Source organism: Kitasatospora sp. NPDC094016, assembly GCF_040304045.1.
Lineage (GTDB): Bacteria > Actinomycetota > Actinomycetes > Streptomycetales > Streptomycetaceae > Kitasatospora.
The window spans coordinates 47,558-62,474 of the sequence record NZ_JBEOUK010000016.1 but is presented as its reverse complement, the minus strand read 5'-3'; the positions used below and the strand labels follow the sequence as shown (position 1 = coordinate 62,474).

Annotated in this window: 17 protein-coding genes; 11 read left to right on the top strand and 6 right to left on the bottom strand. The window is 73.9% G+C overall.

The window, feature by feature from the left end:
* Window positions 1–107: 107 nt before the first annotated feature.
* Together fdxA and dapC are read left to right on the top strand one after the other, a co-directional pair.
* Window positions 108–434, top strand: coding sequence for a ferredoxin (gene fdxA, locus ABT015_RS17465; protein ID WP_030061559.1), 327 nt, complete (start codon window positions 108–110; stop codon window positions 432–434).
* A 95-nt stretch (window positions 435–529) separates the two neighbouring features.
* On the top strand, window positions 530–1,621 hold the full coding sequence (gene dapC, locus ABT015_RS17460) for a succinyldiaminopimelate transaminase (RefSeq protein WP_350880036.1): 1,092 nt from the start codon (window positions 530–532) through the stop codon (window positions 1,619–1,621).
* Between the two features lie 65 nt (window positions 1,622–1,686).
* Here dapC and ABT015_RS17455 read toward each other — a convergent pair whose 3' ends face one another.
* On the bottom strand, window positions 1,687–2,454 hold the full coding sequence (locus ABT015_RS17455; RefSeq protein WP_350879907.1) for a hypothetical protein: 768 nt from the start codon (window positions 2,452–2,454) through the stop codon (window positions 1,687–1,689).
* Window positions 2,455–2,734: 280 nt separating this feature from the next.
* Window positions 2,735–3,799, bottom strand: a complete 1,065-nt coding sequence (locus ABT015_RS17450; protein WP_350879906.1) for a VldE C-terminal domain-containing protein — start codon at window positions 3,797–3,799, stop codon at window positions 2,735–2,737.
* Window positions 3,800–3,968: 169 nt separating this feature from the next.
* Here ABT015_RS17450 and dapE point away from each other — a divergent pair, with 169 nt between their 5' ends.
* Window positions 3,969–5,045 carry a succinyl-diaminopimelate desuccinylase gene (gene dapE, locus ABT015_RS17445; RefSeq protein ID WP_350879905.1) on the top strand — a complete coding sequence of 359 codons (1,077 nt, stop codon included), beginning with the start codon at window positions 3,969–3,971 and terminating at the stop codon, window positions 5,043–5,045.
* 123 nt (window positions 5,046–5,168) lie between these two features.
* Window positions 5,169–5,978: an LOG family protein gene (locus tag ABT015_RS17440; protein WP_350879904.1), complete on the top strand. Its 810-nt coding sequence runs from the start codon at window positions 5,169–5,171 to the stop codon at window positions 5,976–5,978.
* 5 nt (window positions 5,979–5,983) lie between these two features.
* On the opposite strand, the gene folP is transcribed toward ABT015_RS17440, so the two are convergent.
* On the bottom strand, window positions 5,984–6,796 hold the full coding sequence (gene folP, locus ABT015_RS17435; RefSeq protein ID WP_350880034.1) for a dihydropteroate synthase: 813 nt from the start codon (window positions 6,794–6,796) through the stop codon (window positions 5,984–5,986).
* Window positions 6,797–6,974: 178 nt separating this feature from the next.
* On the opposite strand from folP, the gene ABT015_RS17430 reads away from it, so the two are divergent.
* Complete coding sequence (locus tag ABT015_RS17430; protein WP_350879903.1) at window positions 6,975–7,415, top strand: DivIVA domain-containing protein; 441 nt, start codon at window positions 6,975–6,977, stop codon at window positions 7,413–7,415.
* Window positions 7,412–8,005 (top strand): DNA-3-methyladenine glycosylase I, encoded by a 594-nt coding sequence (locus ABT015_RS17425; protein ID WP_350879902.1) that lies wholly within the window; start codon window positions 7,412–7,414, stop codon window positions 8,003–8,005. Before ABT015_RS17430 ends, ABT015_RS17425 begins: the two co-directional genes overlap by 4 nt.
* 22 nt (window positions 8,006–8,027) lie before the next feature.
* Here the strand turns inward: ABT015_RS17425 and ABT015_RS17420 are convergent, their stop codons facing one another.
* Window positions 8,028–8,828, bottom strand: a complete 801-nt coding sequence (locus ABT015_RS17420) for an enoyl-CoA hydratase-related protein (protein WP_350879901.1) — start codon at window positions 8,826–8,828, stop codon at window positions 8,028–8,030.
* A gap of 296 nt (window positions 8,829–9,124) precedes the next feature.
* On the opposite strand from ABT015_RS17420, the gene ABT015_RS17415 reads away from it, so the two are divergent.
* Window positions 9,125–9,292, top strand: a complete 168-nt coding sequence (locus ABT015_RS17415) for a DUF3117 domain-containing protein (protein ID WP_014137929.1) — start codon at window positions 9,125–9,127, stop codon at window positions 9,290–9,292.
* A 206-nt stretch (window positions 9,293–9,498) separates the two neighbouring features.
* Here ABT015_RS17415 and ABT015_RS17410 read toward each other — a convergent pair whose 3' ends face one another.
* The gene (locus tag ABT015_RS17410) at window positions 9,499–10,107 is read right to left on the bottom strand and encodes an O-methyltransferase (protein WP_350879900.1); all 609 of its coding nucleotides are present in this window, start codon (window positions 10,105–10,107) and stop codon (window positions 9,499–9,501) included.
* A gap of 312 nt (window positions 10,108–10,419) precedes the next feature.
* On the opposite strand from ABT015_RS17410, the gene sigE reads away from it, so the two are divergent.
* The 4 genes from sigE to ABT015_RS17390 all read left to right on the top strand — a co-directional run bounded on the left by sigE (window position 10,420) and on the right by ABT015_RS17390 (window position 13,666).
* Complete coding sequence (gene sigE / locus ABT015_RS17405) at window positions 10,420–11,148, top strand: RNA polymerase sigma factor SigE (RefSeq protein WP_371522687.1); 729 nt, start codon at window positions 10,420–10,422, stop codon at window positions 11,146–11,148.
* Window positions 11,145–12,173: a zf-HC2 domain-containing protein gene (locus ABT015_RS17400; RefSeq protein WP_350879898.1), complete on the top strand. Its 1,029-nt coding sequence runs from the start codon at window positions 11,145–11,147 to the stop codon at window positions 12,171–12,173. The genes sigE and ABT015_RS17400 overlap by 4 nt, the downstream gene beginning before the upstream one ends.
* A gap of 155 nt (window positions 12,174–12,328) precedes the next feature.
* On the top strand, window positions 12,329–12,766 hold the full coding sequence (locus tag ABT015_RS17395) for a sec-independent translocase (protein WP_350879897.1): 438 nt from the start codon (window positions 12,329–12,331) through the stop codon (window positions 12,764–12,766).
* A 222-nt stretch (window positions 12,767–12,988) separates the two neighbouring features.
* Window positions 12,989–13,666 carry a hypothetical protein gene (locus ABT015_RS17390; RefSeq protein ID WP_063347930.1) on the top strand — a complete coding sequence of 226 codons (678 nt, stop codon included), beginning with the start codon at window positions 12,989–12,991 and terminating at the stop codon, window positions 13,664–13,666.
* 82 nt (window positions 13,667–13,748) lie between these two features.
* Here ABT015_RS17390 and ABT015_RS17385 read toward each other — a convergent pair whose 3' ends face one another.
* Window positions 13,749–14,909: an Mrp/NBP35 family ATP-binding protein gene (locus ABT015_RS17385; RefSeq protein ID WP_350879896.1), complete on the bottom strand. Its 1,161-nt coding sequence runs from the start codon at window positions 14,907–14,909 to the stop codon at window positions 13,749–13,751.
* Window positions 14,910–14,917: the final 8 nt, after the last annotated feature.

The window sequence follows — 14,917 nt, the reverse complement described above, 5'->3', positions numbered from 1 at the left end:
GTCTCCGACCCGCGATACTAGGGGCGGGCATCGACGACGCCGCGCTCACCGCGCACGCGAGCAGAACAGAACGGGCCGCCACGGCCCTTCCGAGGAGGAACGACAGCGTGACCTACGTCATCGCGCAGCCTTGTGTCGACGTGAAGGACAAGGCGTGCATCGAAGAGTGCCCGGTTGACTGCATCTACGAGGGCGAGCGATCGCTCTACATCCACCCGGATGAGTGTGTCGACTGCGGCGCTTGCGAGCCGGTCTGCCCGGTCGAGGCGATCTTCTACGAGGACGACACCCCGGAGGAGTGGAAGGACTACTACAAGGCGAACGTCGAGTTCTTCGACGACCTGGGTTCGCCCGGTGGCGCCTCGAAGCTGGGCCTGATCGAGCGCGACCACCCCTTCATCGCCGCTCTGCCGCCGCAGAACGCCGACCACTGACGATCGGTGGCATCTGAGCTGTGAACACCAACAGCACGCGCGCGCCGTTCCCGGGTCACCCGGGGGCGGCGCGCCGCCCATCTGGCCGAGGAAGGCTGTCCGACCTCCTGCCGGTCTTCCCCTGGGACAAGCTGGAGCCGTACAAGGCGACCGCGCTGGCCCACCCGGGCGGTCTCTGCGACTTCTCGGTGGGCACCCCGGTGGACCCGGTCCCCGAGGTGATCCAGAAGGCGCTGGCCGCCGCCACCGACACGCCGGGCTACCCGACGGTGTGGGGCCCGGTGGAGCTGCGCGAGGCGATCGCCGGCTGGCTGCACCGCCGCTGCGGCGCCGAGATCGGCCCGCAGGCCGTGCTGCCGACCGTCGGCTCCAAGGAGCTGGTGGCCTGGCTGCCGACCCAGCTCGGCCTCGGCCCGGGCGACCAGGTCGCCTACCCGCGGCTGGCCTACCCGACGTACGAGGTGGGCGCGCGGTTGTGCGGCGCGGAGCCGGTCGAGTACGACTCGGTGGACGAGCTGGACGGTTCGCGGGTCCGCCTGCTCTGGGTGAACTCGCCGTCCAACCCGACCGGCCGGGTGCTCGGCGGGGACGAGCTGCGCCGGGCGGTCGCCTGGGCCCGGGAGCACGGGGCGCTGCTGGTCAGCGACGAGTGCTACCTGGAGCTGGGCTGGTCCGCCGAGCCGGTCTCGGTCCTGCACCCGGACGTCTGCGGCGCGGACCACGAGGGCCTGCTGGCCGTCCACTCGCTCTCCAAGCGCTCCAACCTGGCCGGCTACCGCGCCTCCTTCGTGGCGGGCGACCCGGTGGTGGTCAGGGAACTGCTGGAGGTGCGCAAGCACGGCGGCATGATCGTGCCGGCGCCGGTCCAGGCGGCGACGATTGCGGCGCTGTCGGACGACGCGCACGTGGCGGAGCAGCGGGAGCGGTACGCGGCCCGGCGCTCGGCGCTGCGGGCGGCGCTGGAGGCGTACGGCTTCCGGGTCGAGCACTCGGAGGCGAGCCTCTACCTGTGGGTGACGCAGGACCGCCCGTGCTGGGAGACCGTGGCCGAACTGGCCGCACTGGGCATCCTGGTGGCGCCCGGTGACTTCTACGGGCCGGCCGGCGAGCGCTTCGTCCGGGTCGCGTTCACCGCGACCGACGAGCGGGTGGCCGCGGCCGTGGAGCGGCTGAACGCGGCCCGCTGACCGACGCCGAAGGGGCCGGTGTTCCGAGAGCGGAACACCGGCCCCTTCGCCGTACCCGGGGCGGGTTACAGCGGCAGGCCGCTGATGCTGCCGCCGTTCACGCCGCCCAGCAGGCCGCCGATCGGGCCGAGCGCGCCGGTGAGGCCGGACAGCGGGTTGTTCGGGCCGAGGTCGGCGCCGCCCAGGCGGTTGGCCGAGCCGTGCTCGGCCAGGCCCAGGACGTCGGTGCCGGGCAGGGCGGGCAGCGCGCGCGCGACGGAGCCGAGCGGCAGCGCGTCGGTGACGGCGTTGGTGCCGGGGACGGCGCCGGCGAGCTTGTCGGCGCCGGGCAGGCCCTTGGCGATGGCACCGCTCTGGGCGAGCCCGCCGACCGGGCTGGCCGCGGCGCTGCGGGTGCCGGCGCCCTTGCCGGTGACGGCCTCGCCGAGCTTGCCGGCCAGTGCGGAGGCGACCTTCGGGGTGACGGCGGAGAGCTGGCCGGTGGTGGCGGCGGTCTGGTCGACCGGGGCGGTCAGCGAGCTGGCCTTCTCGTTCGCCTCGGGGAGCTGGTGGGCGACGATGTTGCCGGCGGCGTCGGCGGAGGCCGGTACGCCCGCGGCGACGGTGGCGGCGCCGGTGCTGCCGGCGGCCTGGCCCAGCTGGTGGGTGGTGTGCTGGAGGGTGGAACCGGTGTCGGTGTTGGTCAGCTGGCCCAGCGGCGCGGCCAGGTCGCTCCTGGGCAGCAGGGCGTCGCCGCCCAGGGCGGACGCGGAGCCGGCCGCGACCAGCGGGGTCGCGCCGGCCGCCACGAGCAGCGCGGCGCTGGCGATCCGTCGCGTGAGGGGGTGAGACATGGGGCTCCTCGGAGGGTCTGGGTCCGTCACGTCCGCCGGGCGGACTGACGGTGTTACCGCTTGAGAAGCCAGATGGTTTCGGCCCGGACCAGGAAAGTGTCTGACCGACCATCGGATCGTAGGACCGCCGTGACGGCGCCTGGCGGGGTCCGTACGGCCCCGTGGGCCCCGCGCAGGGCAAGGGGAGTGACGGTTCTCCGGCGGGGCCGCCACGGCGGGCTCCCGGTCCACCGGAGTTGACCGGATTCACCCGCCCGGCGGCCACCCGAACGTCAGTGCGTCAGCCCTTGTCGGACGTGGCGAGGGTGACCTGAACGAGTTTGGTCGACGTCCCGGAGGTCTGCGGCTGCCAGCCGTCCTCCGACTTGGTCTTGCGCCAGATCTTCCCGTCGTAGGCGACCGTCGCGATGCCCAGCTGCTGGGCCTGGGCGACCGCCCAGTGGGCGACCTCCCAGCCGCTCGCCCGCTCGGCGGTGATCCCGCCGTCGGTTCCGTCGGCCGAGGAGGTCAGAGCGGCGGCGGACGGGTCCGGGGTGAGCGAGACCGCGTTCTCGGCGCCCTTGATGGTCGAGGTGTACCCGGTGGCCGGGGTCACGGTGCGGCCGAACTCGCGGCGCACCCGGTCGGACAGCACCTGGGCCCGGTCCGCGGCGGTGGGCTGGACGGCGGCCCGGGAGACGGTGGAGCCCGCCGTGGGGGAGGGCGAGTCGACCGGATCCGGCTTGGCGTAGTCGTGCACCACGCAGGAGAACGAACCGGGCTCCCGGCCGGCCAGCGCCGAGGTGAGCAGCGTCGCCTTGGTCTCGTGCTTGGCGTACGCCTGCGGGTAGCCGCTCTTCTGCACGGCCTGGGCCGCGTCGGTCAGCGGCAGCCGGGTGTAGCCGGGCACCTTGACCAGGCCGTCCAGGAACTTGTTGGTCGCGTAGACCGGGTCCCCGATCTGCTGCGCCGTGCCCCAGCCCATCGAGGGCCGCTGCTGGAACAGGCCGATCGAGTCCCGGTCGCCGCCCGCGAGGTTGCGCAGCTTGGACTCCTGCATCGCGGTGGCCAGCGAGATCGTCGTCGCCCGGTCCGGCAGTCCGCGCGAGCGCGCCACCGCGGCGATCGTCGCGGCGTTGGCCGCCTGCGGGAGCTCCAGCGTGCCGTTGCCGGCCGCGGTCTTCACCGAGCAGCCCTCGGGCTCGCCCTGCTTGAAGCCGAACCACCAGATGCCGACCACGGCCAGTCCCGCGACCAGCGCGAGGCCGAGCAGGCCGACGATCACGAGCAACAGCGCGCGCAGTGGACCGCGGCGGGGGGGCGCCAACTCCTCGCCCAGCTCCTCGCCGCTCTTTCTCCTGGCCACCGTCGCCCCTCTCGCGCCTTGCTTCTTGATCCGACACCGTACCCACTCGGACGGGTGTGCGGCGCCACCCGGTTGCGGTTGCCGGTCCGCTCGCTCCGTGGCGGGCCGCCGTGCGCCGCGTCACGGAAGCACCACACGGGGTGCCCGCCACGCGGACTAGGCTGGCGCCATGAGCAGCCCGAACCCGACGCCCCTGGACCTCACCCTCGACGGCGGCGCGCTGACCGCCCGGCTCGTCGACTTCCCGTCGGTGAGCGGCGACGAGCAGGCGCTCGCCGACGCCGTGGAGACCGCGCTGCGCGGCTACCCGCACCTGACCGTGGACCGGTACGGCAACAACGTGGTCGCCCGCACCACCCTCGGCCGCCCCGAGCGCGTCCTGCTTGCCGGCCACCTGGACACCGTGCCGATCGCCGACAACGTGCCCTCCCACGTCGAGGGGGACCTGCTCTACGGCTGCGGCACCTCGGACATGAAGTCCGGCGTCGCCGTCCAGCTGCGGCTCGCCGCCACCCTGCCCGAGCCCAACCGCGACCTCACCTTCGTGTTCTACGACTGCGAGGAGGTGGAGGCCCACCGCAACGGCCTCGGCCACCTCGCCAGGGAGCGCCCGGACTGGCTGGCCGCCGACTTCGCGGTGCTGATGGAGCCGAGCGGCGCGGTCGTCGAGGGCGGCTGCCAGGGCACCCTGCGGGCGCAGATCCGGCTCACCGGCGTGCGCGCGCACTCGGCCCGCAGCTGGCTCGGCGACAACGCCATCCACCACGCCGCCGAGGTGCTCACCCGGCTCGCGCACTACCGGCCGCGCCGGGTGGAGATCGACGGCCTGGAGTACCGGGAGGGCCTGAACGCCGTCCGGATCGACGGCGGCGTGGCCGGCAACGTCATCCCGGACGAGTGCGTCGTGACGGTCAACTTCCGCTACGCGCCGGACCGCAGCGAGGCGGAGGCGGAGAAGCACGTGCGCGAGGTCTTCGACGGCTTCGAGCTGACCGTCACCGACTTCGCCCCGGGCGCGCTGCCCGGGCTCGCCCAGCCGGCCGCCCAGGCCTTCCTGGAGGCCACCGGCGGCCAGGCCCGGGCCAAGTTCGGCTGGACCGACGTCGCCCGGTTCAGCGCGCTGGGCGTCCCGGCGGTCAACTACGGCCCCGGTGACCCGAACCTCGCGCACAAGCGGGAGGAGCACTGCTCGCTGAGCGCCATCGCGGAGACCGAGGAGCGGCTGCGGGCCTGGCTGACCAGCTGAGGTGCCGTTCCGATGATCGGCCGGTCCGACCGGCCGATCATCGGCTGAGCGCCATCTTCCGGTCGCCCAACCGACCTTCCCCTGTTGCCTGAAAACCGGGATCACCGGACGTAGGGTTTCGTCATGACAGGCACAGGAGACGAGAAGCACTACGGACACGGCCCCGAGCAGGTCGGCGCGCCGCGGAAGAAGAAGGCCTGGCCCGAGAAGCAGAAGGGCCCGGTGCTGGTGCGCCGGGACCAGGTCGGCACGAGCACCACGGACCAGCGGCTGCTGGACACCACGGGCCCGACCGACTGGCTGCACACCGATCCGTGGCGGGTGCTGCGGATCACCTCCGAGTTCGTCGAGGGCTTCGGCGCCCTCGCCGAACTCCCGCCCGCGATCAGCGTCTTCGGCTCCGCCCGGACCCCGGCCGACTCGCCCGAGTACGAGGCCGGCGTGGCCATCGGCCGGGCCCTCGCCGAGGCCGGCTACGCGGTGATCACCGGCGGCGGCCCGGGCGCCATGGAGGCGGCCAACCGCGGCGCCTCCGAGGCCGGCGGCCTCAGCGTCGGCCTCGGCATCGAGCTGCCCTTCGAGCAGGGCCTCAACGAGTTCGTCGACCTCGGGCTGAACTTCCGTTACTTCTTCGTCCGCAAGACGATGTTCGTGAAGTACTCCCAGGGCTTCGTGGTCCTGCCCGGCGGGCTCGGCACGCTGGACGAGCTGTTCGAGGCGCTCACCCTGGTGCAGACGAAGAAGGTCACCCGCTTCCCGGTGATCCTCTTCGGCAGCGCGTACTGGGGCGGCCTCTACGAGTGGCTGAAGAACACCCTGGTCGCGCAGGGCAAGGCGGCCCCGCACGACCTGGAGCTGTTCCACATCACCGACGAGATCGACGAGGTCATGAAGATCCTCGCCGACACCCGCCGGCCGACCAACCAGATCTAGGCCGTCTACGCCAGCCCCCGGCGGGCGACCGCCGGGGGGCGGGTGCCCCGGATCGAGGCGACCATGTCCAGCACCTGGCGGGTCTCCGCGACCTGGTGGACCCGGTAGACCTGCGCGCCCAGCCAGGCCGAGACCGCGGTGGTGGCCAGGGTGCCGAGCAGCCGCTCGTTCACCGGCCGGTCCAGCGTCTCGCCGACGAAGTCCTTGTTGGACAGCGAGACCAGCACCGGGAAGCCGGTCGCGGTCATCTCCGGCAGCCGCCGGGTGGCCTCCAGCGAGTGCCGGGTGTTCTTGCCGAAGTCGTGCCCCGGGTCGATGATCACCGCGTCCCGCCGCACACCCAGCCCCACCGCCCGCTCGGCCAGCCCGACGGTCACCCGCAGGATGTCCGCCATCACGTCCTGGTAGCCGACCCGGTGCGGCCGGGTGCGCGGCTCGGCGCCGCCCGCGTGCGTGCAGACCAGCCCGACGTCGTGGCGCGCGGCCACCTCGGCGAGCTTCGGGTCCACCCCGCCCCAGGCGTCGTTCAGCAGGTCGGCACCCACCTCGCAGACCGCCTCGCCGACCTCGTGCCGCCAGGTGTCGACGCTGATCACGGCCTCCGGGTGGCGCTTGCGCAGCTCGGCCACGAAGGGCACGGTGCGCCGCAGCTCCTCCTCCACCGTGACCTCGTCACCGGGCCCGGCCTTCACCCCGCCGATGTCCAGGATCGCCGCTCCCTCGGCCATCGCGCGGTCGGCGGCGGCGAACGCGGCCTCGTCCGCGAAGGTCGATCCCTTGTCGAAGAACGAGTCCGGCGTCCGGTTGACGATCGCCATGATCACCAGCTCGTCGTCACCGAATTCCCGCGGTCCCAGGCGCAGTGCCACCGATGTCTCCTCCACAGCTGCTGCGGGTGCGATGATGGCCCCCGGCCTCACAGGGACCATGCTGTCATGATCAGTTTGGTCGGGGGCACTTCGCAGCAGGCCGGCCGGGAGTTCGGGAGGACAGCTCGTGTTCTGGGTGATCGTGGTCGCCATGGCCGTGGTGGTCGGCGGCGCCGCGCTGGTGGCGCTCGGCGGGGGCGGCTCGATGCCGGAGGCGGTGCAGGACCGCCTCGCGGCCCGGCTGCCGCAGGACCGTCCGCTGAGCAAGGCGGACGTGGACGACCTGCGGCTGCCGATGGCCGTCCGCGGCTACCGGATGGACGAGGTCGACGACGTCCTCGACCGCCTCGGCGCCGAACTCGCCTACCGCGACTCGCGGATCGCCGAACTGGAGGCCGCCGGCCACCTGCGCGGCGCGGTCGAGGCGACCGACGGCCCGGACGCCGGCGCCGAACCGCTGCCCGGCCTGGAGGAGTTCGCGAAGGTGGTCGAACCGGCCGTCGCGCTCACCAAGGAGCGGCCCGAGCCGGAGCGTCCCGAGGACGCGAAGCCGGTGAACGACCGGTGACCGCCCTCGCCGAGGGCGCGGTGCTCGGCGCGGACGGCCTGCTCCGCTGCGCCTGGGGCGAGTCGACCGACGACTACCGGGCCTACCACGACACCGAGTGGGGCCGTCCGGTGCACGGCGACGACGCCCTGTTCGAGCGGGTCTGCCTGGAGGCGTTCCAGTCCGGGCTGTCCTGGCTGACCATCCTGCGCCGCCGGGAGGGCTTCCGGTCCGCGTTCGCCGGTTTCGGGATCGCCGAGGTCGCCGAGTTCGGCGAGGCGGACGTGGAGCGGCTGCTCGCCGACACCGGCATCATTCGCAACCGGGCCAAGATCGAGGCCGCCATCGCCAACGCCCGGGTCGCCCGCGACCTGGACGGCGGGCTGGGCGCGCTGATCTGGCAGTTCGCCGGAGCCCCGGACCGGCCGGCCCCCCGCACGATGGGGGAGGTGCCGGCCGTCACGCCCGAGTCGACCGCGCTCGCGAAGGCCCTGAAGAAGGAGGGCTTCCGCTTCGTCGGCCCGACCACCGCCTACGCCCTGATGCAGGCCTGCGGCCTGGTCGACGACCACCTGGCGGACTGCCACGTCCGCACCGCGCGCCCGGTCTGACCGGTCGGGCGGGGCCTGGGGCCTAGCGGCCCAGGTACCGCGGCTTCTCCTTGGCGATGAAGGCGCGGACCGCGATCCGGTGGTCCTCGCTCTCCCCGGCCAGGGTCTGCAGCTCGTCCTCCTTGTCGAGCAGTTCGTCCAGCGAGTGCGAGGCGCCGTACGCCAGCGACTCCTTGATGGCGCCGTAGGCCACCGTGGGGCCCGCGGCCAGCTCCTGGGCGAAGGCCCGCGCGGTGGCGGCGAGCTCCCCGGCCGGCACCACCCTGGTGGCCAGGCCCAGCTCCAGCGCCTCGGCGGCCTTGACCGTCCGGGGCAGCATCAGCAGCTCGGTGGCCCTGGCGTGCCCGACCAGCCGGGGGAGCGTCCAGGAGGCGCCCGAGTCGGCGGTCAGGGCGATCCCGGCGAAGGCGGTGTTGAAGCCGGCCCGGTCGGAGAGGACCCGGAAGTCGCAGGCGAAGGCCAGCGAGGCGCCCGCGCCGGCCGCCACCCCGCCGACCGCGGCGACGGTCGGCTTGCGCATCCCGGCCAGCGCCCGCACCAGCGGGTTGTAGTGCTCGGCGACGGTGCGCAGCGCGCCCTCGCCGGTCTCGTCGGCCCGCTTCAGCGTCGTCAGGTGCTCGTTCAGGTCCTGCCCGACGCAGAACGCGCGCTCGCCGGCCCCGGTCAGCAGCACCGCCCGCACCGCCGGGTCCGCGGCCGCGGCGGCCACGGCGTCCCGCAGCGCGACCTTGGTCGCGACGTCCAGGGCGTTCATCGCCTCCGGGCGGTTGATGGTGATGACGGCCAGGCCGCCGTCCAGCTCGTACAGCACGGAATCGGACATGGGCGAGGGCTCCCTGTGGTCGGCTCGGTGTCGGTCGTGTGCCAGGATGCCGGAGCGGACGGCCGGGTGGGGAGTGTGAGGTATCGCACCTTTCGACGGCCCGCGTACCGCCGCCACGCCGGGGCTTATGACGGCAATTGCGGCGCTTGGGGGCGGTCCGGCCGATGTTGCACCGAGAGTGATGTTGGTCATCAGCCCGTGGCATGCGGGATAATGGCTTCCGATCAATGCGTTCGATACCGGCGGTGGACGGACTGCCGGTGCGTAGCTGAGCGGTTGCAGGAAGGGGAACGAGCATGGCGGCCATGAAGCCGCGGACGGGTGACGGCCCGCTCGAAGTCACCAAAGAGGGACGGGGCATCATCATGCGCGTTCCGCTCGAAGGCGGCGGACGCCTTGTGGTGGAGCTCACACCTGACGAGGCCGACGCCCTCGGCGAGGCCCTGAAGAAGGCCTGCGGCTGACCGCAGCGGGTGCTCGTCATCTCCTGGAGATGTGCTGCCGGGCCCGGGTACGACGTCATGTCGGCCCGGGCCCCGCGACGTTCCGGGGCCGTGCGCGCCCGGCGGCCGCGGCCCGGGCCTGCGGGGCCGCCCGCCTGACGGTCCGGCTGCCCGAGGGCCCTGCCGTCGACGGTCCTGCCGCTCGATGGTCCTGCCGCTTGCCGGCCCTACCGTTTGATGGCGCAGAGCAGCCCGTCCGAGACCGGCAGCAGCGCCGGCAGCAGCGCCTCGCTCTCCCGGACGTCCCGGACCAGGTCGCGCACCGCGCCCGTCTGGGGGTCCTGCAGCTCCGGCTCGGCCAGCCGGCCCTCCTGGAACACCCCCTCGAAGCAGACCATCCCGCCCGGCCGCAGCAGCCGCATCGCCTCCAGCAGGTACTCCCGGGACTCGGCCGGGTCGCCGTCGCAGAACACCAGGTCGTACTGGCCGTCGGCGAGCCGGGGCAGCACCTCCAGCGCCCGGCCCGGTATGAACCGCGAGCGGTTGGCCGCGAATCCGGCCGCGTGGTACGCCTCGCGGGCCAGCTGCTGGCGCACCGGTTCGGAGTCCACCGTGGTGAGCACGCCGTCCGGCCGCATGCCGCGCAGCAGGTAGACCCCGGAGACGCCCGTCCCGGTGCCGATCTCGGCCACCGCCTTGGCGTCCAGTGCCGCGGCCAGCAGCCGCAGGCAAGCCCCGCCGCTGGGCCCGATCGCCCGTATCCCGGTGCGCGCGGACTGCGCCCGGGCGTAGGTCAGCACCGCGTCCTCGCCGACGTAGGTGTCGGCGAGGGCCACACGCGCGGGCCCGAACTCGCTGATGGCTGCCTCTTTCGGAGCCCCGGGTTACGGCCCGGTGCCGGGGGAAGTCGATATTTCCTGGCACAGATTACTGGCCGACCGGGAACCGCGTACGGCGGCGGGCCGTTGTCACGAAGGACCGGGTACGGGAGACCTCCCGGGCACTTTTATCCGGGCTTGACGGGTGAGGTGGATATGGTGGTGGCCCTGCTGGGCAGAAGAGCCGACCGAGGAGGTGTGGCCGAGGGCGACGTCCCCGTGCGGCGGCACTCCCGCGGCACCGCGTCGGCCCGTACGCCGAAGCCCGTGATGAACCAGCCTGCGCACTCCGACCTGGACCAGCCCGCCGCCGCAACGCCGGCCGCCGGTACCACCGAGGCCCCCGCCCTCGCGACCTTCACCGAGGGCCCCGACGCGCAGACCTGGACTCCGCCCTCCTGGGAGGAGATCGTCGAGGCGCACAGCGCCCGGGTCTACCGCCTCGCGTACCGCCTGACGGGCAACCAGCACGACGCCGAGGACCTCACCCAGGAGGTCTTCGTCCGGGTGTTCCGTTCGCTGTCCACCTACACCCCCGGCACGTTCGAGGGCTGGCTGCACCGGATCACCACCAACCTGTTCCTGGACATGGTCCGCCGCCGCCAGCGCATCCGCTTCGACGCGCTCGGCGAGGACGCGGCCGAGCGGCTCGCCTCCCGCGAGCCCAGCCCGGCCCAGCACTTCAGCGACACGCACTTCGACGCCGACGTGCAGCACGCCCTGGACACCCTCGCCCCGGAGTTCCGCGCCGCCGTGGTGCTCTGCGACATCGAGGGACTGTCCTACGAGGAGATCGCCGCCACGCTGGGCGTCAAGCTCGGCACCGTCCGCAGCCGCATCCACCGCGGCCGCTCGCACCTGCGCGCCGCGCTCAAGCACCGTGCCCCCGGCTCGGCCCCCGGGCGCGAGCGCCGCGGCGGCTCGGAGGAGCCGGTGCCGGTCGGCGCCGCCGTCGAGGGCGCGCTCGCGCCGGGTGCGCGCGGACGGAGGCGATCGTGAGCGGAACCGGCCGGTCCGGGCCGGGCCAGTCGGACCCGTCCGGCCGGTCCGCGGCCAGGCGGGGCTGGGCCCTGCCCGGCCGCCGCGGCGGCGACGAACCGGGCGAGCCCGTCCTGCCCGCGCTGCCGCTGCCGGGCGAGACGGCGCTGCGCGCGGTGCCGGTGCGCCCCGCCGAGCCGGCCGCCGAGGAGCACCACCTCGGTGAGCGCCTCTCCGCGTTCCTGGACGGCGAGCTCGGCCACGACTCGCGCGATCGCGTCCAGGCCCACCTGGCGACCTGCCCGCAGTGCCTCGCCGAGGTCGACGCGGGCCGGGCCGTCAAGCACCTGCTGACCCGCACCGGCACCCCCGGCCCGTCCTCCGGCCTGATGGCCCGGCTGATGGCCGTCGGAGGCCTTCCCGAGGACGATCCGGCGGACGCCGACTGGCCCGTCCGCCGCGGCAGCCGCGGTGACGACGACGACCTGCCCGGCGGCGGGGTCGCGGCCGGCGGCACGCTCGGCGGCAGCCGGCTCACCGGCGGCTCCTTCGGCCGCGGCGCCGGCGCCTCCTTCGGCGCGGGCGCGCTCGGCGCCGACACCCCGGTGCCCGGGGTCGACCCGCGGGCGTTCGGGCGCGGCGGCGCGGTGCTGCGGCCCCTGATGGGTCGGCGCAACGACCGCCCCGAGGCCGCGGCCCGCCCCGAGAGCACCGTCCGGCCCCGCCCGGCCGCCGCCGTACGCTCCGCCGCGCCGCGCGGGCGCCGCTTCGTGTTCGCCGCCGCGGGCGCCTTCTCGGTCGCCGCGGTCACGCTCGGCGGGGTCGGCGGCCTCAGCGCGCAGAGCGAGGACCAGCACGGCAACCCGGTCAGCACGGTCGGCAACAGCGGCGGCACGGGCCGCAACGGGGGCCTGGTCCCGATGACCGCGCAGATCCCGGTGGACTTCCCGGCCCACCCCGTCGCCGCGACCCGCGACGCGACGCCGCCGCCGGCCGCGGAGCGCAACTCGGACGGCCTGCCCGCACTGCGCCAGCAGACCCGCTAGGCCCTGTCCCGTTCCCAGAGCGCCGCTCGCGCCCCGGTCGCGACGACCTCGGCCATCGGCAGGTCTTTACCACGGCTTCATCGCAGCGTGGACCATGGACCCGCCGATGGCCATTACCCTGTAGGGACCGTCGTCCGGCGAGCTAGGGAGCTTAGGTGTTCAGCGATGTAGGCGGGCTGGAGATCCTGACCCTGGCCGTGATGGCGATCATCATCTTCGGCCCGGACAAGCTGCCGAAGCTGATCCAGGACACCATGGGCTTCATCCGGAAGATCCGTTCCTTCGCCGACAACGCGAAGGAGGACATCCGCAGCGAGCTGGGCCCCGAGTTCAAGGACTTCGAGTTCGAGGACCTGAACCCCAAGACCTTCGTCCGCAAGCAGCTCATGGGCGGCGAAGAGGACCCGCTGGGCCTCAAGGAGATGAAGGACTCGCTCGACATCCGCTCCGTCCTGGACGACAAGCCGGCGGCGCCGGTGAACGGCCGCAGCGGCAGCGTGAGCTTCGAGAAGGCCGCCACCCCGGTGGCGGCCTCCACCGGGGCGCCGTTGCAGCCCGGCGAGCGGCCCCCGTTCGACCCCGACGCGACCTGACCGACCCCCGGTCACGCCCCGTACGACCACGCCACCGCCCCGCCCGGCCGCCCGGCTGAGCGGGGCGGCGGCGTGTGCGCCGCTATTGTGCTGATTGTTCCCGCTGAGCCGTCCGTCACATTCCGCGCTGTCGCGGACCAGGAACGGCTCCCGGGAACGCCGCGGTACGCCACGATGGGAGCGCGCCACGGCAGGCAAACGTGTGTTTGAGGAGGCCCGGGGATGGACGCGACGAGTCAGGCGGTGGGGACGACGGCCACGGCCGGCGGCCCGGTGGTCGGCGGGCAGGCCGGCCCGGCGGACCCGCTGGTGCCCTACCTGTCCGCCGACTTCCCCTGGTACGGCCTGGACGACGGCTGGACCGGCCGCCGCTACCTGATGCAGGCCGGCGCCGGAGGCCCCCGTGCCGGGGCGCCCGGCAGCGTCGACTACGGCAGCCTCGGCCACGGCGAGGAGCCGGCCAGGCAGTACGAGCCGCGCGACATGCGCAGGTTCGCGGTCGTGGTCACGGTGGCCCGCCGGGACAGCCGCCGCAGCGCCGACAACACCGGCACCCTGGAGGCGACCTCCGCCTCCTCCGCCGCCTGGCTGGCCGGTTCGGGCCTGCTCGCCTCGACCTGGCCCGGCCAGCTCGACCGCGCGCTGCGCCAGGACTGGCTGGACCAGCAGAGCACCCTCGCGTGGGACCTCGCCGACGACCTGGCCGGCCCCGGCTGGTCCACCCTCAGCCTCCCGGTGAACGGCCTGCCGCAGCCCTTCCGCTACCGCGAGTCCGAGTACGGCTGGGTGCTCGCCGGCGAGGCCCCCGGCGTCCTGCTCGGCGCCTACGGCCGCGGCGTCAGCGCCTACGGCGCCGGCTTCGCCACCGCCCCCGACCTGACCGCCTACACCCGCCCGTAGGGCGCGAGGGCGGGCGCGACGGCGCCGGGTACGCCGAAGGGGCCGGGTGGTCGAACCACCCGGCCCCTTCGGCGAGGCGTCGTCAGAACTTGTTCTTCGGGGTCAGCCCGAGGGAGAGCCCGGAGAGGCCGCGCTGGCGGCCGCCGAGCTTGCCGGCGACGGCGCGCAGGGCGGCGCCGGCCGGGGAGTCGGGGGCGGCGAGCACGACCGGGCGGCCGTCGTCGCCGCCCTCGCGCAGGCGCACGTCGATCGGGATCGAGCCGAGCACCGGGACGGTCGCGCCGACGGTGCGGGTGAGCGCGTCCGCGACGGTCTGGCCGCCGCCGGTGCCGAAGACGTCGATCATCTCGTCGCAGTGCGGGCACGGCATGCCGGACATGTTCTCGATCACGCCGACGATCTTCTGGTGGGTCTGCACCGCGATGGTGCCGGCCCGCTCGGCCACCTCGGCGGCGGCCATCTGCGGGGTGGTGACGATCAGGATCTCCGCGTTGGGGACCAGCTGGGCCACCGAGATCGCGATGTCGCCGGTGCCGGGCGGCAGGTCCAGCAGCAGGACGTCCAGGTCGCCCCAGTAGACGTCGGCGAGGAACTGCTGGAGCGCGCGGTGCAGCATCGGGCCGCGCCAGACCACCGGGGCGTTGCCCGGGGTGAACATGCCGATCGAGATGACCTTCACGCCGTGCGACTGCGGCGGCATGATCATGTCCTGGACCTGGGTGGGCCGGCCCTCGACGCCGAGCATGCGGGGCACGCTGTGGCCGTAGATGTCGGCGTCCACGACGGCGACCTTCAGGCCGTCGGCGGCCATCGCGGCGGCCAGGTTGACCGTGACCGAGGACTTGCCGACGCCGCCCTTGCCGGAGGCGACGGCGTAGACCCGGGTCAGCGTGCCCGGCTTGGCGAACGGGATCTCCCGCTCGGGGGCGCCGCCGCGCAGCAGCTGGGAGAGCTCCTTGCGCTGCTCGTCGCTCATCACGTCCAGCTCGACCTCGACGCCGGTCACACCGGGCACGCGGCCGACCGCTTCGCTGACCCGGGTGACGATGGTGTCGCGCATCGGGCAGCCGGAGACGGTCAGGTAGACCGCGACGCGCACCGCGCCGCCCTCGGCGATCTCGACCGATTTCACCATGCCGATCTCGGTGATCGGGCGGTTGATCTCCGGGTCGTTGACGGTCGCCAGCGCCTGGCGTACGGACTCCTCCGTGACGCCGGCCGCGACCTCTGTCTCGTTGGCCATGCCTTGAT